We start from the raw sequence: 3,263 nt of genomic DNA, 5'->3' as shown, positions 1-3,263 counted from the left end.
TACGACAAACAGACAAATACGTATCGTTGCCGCCGATTTGAATTTGATCGCCATCTTTTGCCGCTTCACCTTTCTCATTCATTCTAATCACAAAGTGAGCTTTTCGACCACAATCGCAGATGGTTTTTAGCTCTTCTAACTCATCTGCCCAAGCAAGCAAATAATGGCTGCCTTCAAAAAGTTCGGTTTGAAAATCCGTACGTAAACCATAACAAAGCACAGGAATGTTTAATTTATCTACCACATCGGTGAGTTGATAAACTTGTGATTTCGTTAGGAATTGTGCCTCATCAACCAAGACACAATGTAACGTTTTTGCTTGGTGGGCTTGTTTGATTTCATCGAAAAGTTGCGTATCTTGATTAAATAAATTGGCATCTTGAGAAATACCGATGCGAGAAGTTACCTTACCTACGCCATAGCGGTCGTCAATAGCCGCCGTATAAACGAGCGTATTCATTCCGCGTTCTTGATAGTTATAGGAAGATTGAAGTAGTGTGGTGGATTTTCCCGCATTCATTGAAGAGTAGTAGAAATAAAGTTTTGCCATAAGAATTGGATATGTAGCATAAAAAAGAAACGGCTAATTGATATTAGCCGTTGAGTTGAAGATTAAACGTTATCGATTTGACCTAAAAGCGAACGTAAACGGTCTTGGAAACTTTGTTGTTCAGCTTTTAACTGCTCGTGTTCTTGTTGTAACGCTTCATTTTCTTTCTTCGCTGTTTCATTTTTCTCTTTTAACTCTTCAATTTCTAATTGAAGTAATTGGATAGTTTCAACAGCTTGTTTAATTTTCGCTTCTAATTCATCAAGAATTGTTAATGACATAAGATTCACCTCTGAAATTAAATGGATAATTTTAAATAGTATACATCATTAAGATGTTGATTTCATTGAAAAGTTCGCGACTTTTTGGAAATTTATTTGTTTGTGTAAAATTTCCTAAATTTTTATAACGAAATCGTTTGCGAATTGGTAAAATAGCAGTCGATTTTAGTGTTTAACTTGAGGAAAATTAATATGAAACGTTCAATTGCTTTTGAATTCTCTCGTGTGACTGAAGCAGCAGCCTTGGCTGCATTTAATTGGATTGGGCGGGGTAATAAAAATGCGGCGGACGATGCGGCAGTAAAAGCAATGCGTGCACTGCTTAATAAAATGGAAATTCGCGGTGAGATTGTCATTGGTGAAGGCGAAATTGATGAAGCACCGATGCTTTATATTGGCGAAAAAGTAGGACGTTCTGAACCACAAGATGAGGAAGTCGCAATTGCAGTCGATCCAATTGATGGCACACGAATGACAGCGATGGGACAAGCAGGAGCAATAGCGGTGCTTGCTGCTGGCGGTAAAAATACCTTCTTGCGAGCACCCGATATGTATATGGAAAAATTAGTGGTAGACAGCGAAGCGAAGGGGATGATTGACCTAAATCTACCGCTTGAACAAAACATTCGTCGTGTAGCCTCAAAAAAAGGCAAATTACTTTCACAAATGACGGTAGCGATTCTTGCTAAACCTCGCCACGATGAAATTATCAAAAAAGTACAAGAGCTGGGCGTGCGTGTGATTGCCATTCCTGATGGAGATGTGGCTGCATCAGTGCAATGTTGTTTACCAGATAGCGAAATCGACCTTGTTTACGGCATTGGAGGCGCACCAGAAGGTGTAGTAACAGGGGCGGCAGTTCAAGCATTGGGCGGTGATATTCAAGGCAGACTGATTCCTCGCAATCAAGTAAAAGGCAACTCGCCAGAAAATATGCTTGCAGCGGAAAAAGAGATTGCACGCTGTGTGGAAATGGAAGTGCTCGTTAATCAAGTGTTGAAAATGGAAGAGATCGTGAAAGATGATAATGTGCTTTTTGCTGCAACAGGCATTACCACAGGCGATTTGCTTAAAGGTGTTCACCGCAAAGGCAGTATGCTATTTACTGAAACGCTGTTAATCCGTGGCCGTTCTCACACCATCCGCCGAGTAGAATCGCTACATGATGTTTCACGTATGGATGATTAACTCTCCTTATTTGCAAACAAGCGGTCAAATTTGACCGCTTGTACAGATTATTCTTGAGATAACGCTGTAATTGGATTTAACTTCGAAGCGTTTTTGGCTGGCATATAACCGAACACTACACCGATTAAGCTAGAGCAGAATACGGCAAGTATAACGGATTCAGGTGAGAGCACCATTTTGAAATCGCTGCCAAGTGTGTTAAATGCTGTGATAATGGCAACAGCAAAAAGAATACCAATTACGCCACCAAGTAAGCAGATTAGCATCGCTTCAATCAAGAATTGTTGCAGAATGTTACTCTGTTTCGCTCCAATCGCCATACGCACACCAATCTCTTTAGTACGTTCAGTTACTGAAACTAACATTATATTCATCACACCGATTCCGCCCACAACAAGCGAAATCAACGCAATTGAAGAAATCAGCAGCGTCATTGTGTTAGTAGTGCTGGTAATGGTTTGTTTGATTGTGTCCGAGTTCATAATAAAGAAATCTTTTTTGCCGTGTTTGACTGTCAGTAACTCAGTAATACTTTTCTCTGCAGTCTGGCTTTCCACATTATCTTTAATTTTGACTGTAAGCGAATCAATCGACTTTTCGCCAGAAATACGTTGCATTAGCGTTGTGTAAGGTGTCCAGAGTTTCAGGCTGGTTTGGTTCATATTGTTAGACTCTTCCGCTAAACCAATAATACGAAGCGGTTTTTTACCCACTAGAATAATCTTCCCTTCAATCGGCAAAGTTAAGCCAAGATCTTTCTGAGTATTAGCATCAATCACTACTACTTGTGCAGCTTCATTTACTTCTTCTTTATTAAAAAAACGCCCAGAAAGCATTTTAATGCCTCGTACATCGGCATATTGCTCGCCTACGCCATTTACGGAGCCTGTTATATTCGTATTGCCATAAATCAATGTTGTGCTAAATGAACTAGAAGGAGTCGTACTATCCACGAAATTCTGTTTACCTAGCATTGTGGCATCGCTAATCGTAAGGTTTTTAGTCAGATTGGCTCGTCGATCACCAAATCCTGTGCCGTTCATAATGGTCATTGTATTGGTACCGAGATTGTTGATATTGGACAAAATTTGTTCTTGTGATCCACGCCCTAATGCCACTACGGAAATAACAGAAGTAATACCAATAACAATCCCCAACATCGTTAATAGTGCACGTAATTTATGAGCGAAAATAGCACTAATTGCCATTTTGAACGATTCAGCAAGTTGATCAAAAAAGCGAGG

At 39.9% G+C, this 3,263-nt stretch carries 4 protein-coding genes; 1 reads left to right on the top strand and 3 read right to left on the bottom strand.

Features of this window, described 5'->3' with window-relative positions; all coding sequences use genetic code 11:
- Together KH943_RS09690 and zapB are read right to left on the bottom strand one after the other, a co-directional pair.
- Positions 1-550 (bottom strand): thymidine kinase (locus tag KH943_RS09690; RefSeq protein WP_304110385.1); only part of this gene is annotated, 550 nt, incomplete at its 3' end.
- A 62-nt stretch (positions 551-612) separates the two neighbouring features.
- Positions 613-831 (bottom strand): cell division protein ZapB, encoded by a 219-nt coding sequence (gene zapB / locus KH943_RS09685; protein ID WP_005709994.1) that lies wholly within the window; start codon positions 829-831, stop codon positions 613-615.
- A 192-nt stretch (positions 832-1,023) separates the two neighbouring features.
- On the opposite strand from zapB, the gene glpX reads away from it, so the two are divergent.
- Positions 1,024-2,019, top strand: a complete 996-nt coding sequence (gene glpX / locus KH943_RS09680; protein ID WP_304110384.1) for a class II fructose-bisphosphatase — start codon at positions 1,024-1,026, stop codon at positions 2,017-2,019.
- Between the two features lie 47 nt (positions 2,020-2,066).
- Here glpX and KH943_RS09675 read toward each other — a convergent pair.
- The coding region (locus tag KH943_RS09675) for an ABC transporter permease (protein ID WP_304110383.1) at positions 2,067-3,263 on the bottom strand (1,197 nt) is incomplete at its 5' end.

Origin of the sequence: Haemophilus parahaemolyticus (assembly GCF_018373095.1) — a bacterium.
Classification (GTDB): domain Bacteria; phylum Pseudomonadota; class Gammaproteobacteria; order Enterobacterales; family Pasteurellaceae; genus Haemophilus_A; species Haemophilus_A parahaemolyticus_A.
This window is presented reverse-complemented; position numbering and strand designations above follow the sequence as displayed.

Bases quoted from the DNA above. Each gene is read 5' to 3' on its own strand.
- zapB (WP_005709994.1), bottom strand. From the start codon at position 831: ATGTCATTAACAATTCTTGATGAATTAGAAGCGAAAATTAAACAAGCT.
- glpX (WP_304110384.1), top strand. From the start codon at position 1,024: ATGAAACGTTCAATTGCTTTTGAATTCTCTCGTGTGACTGAAGCAGCA.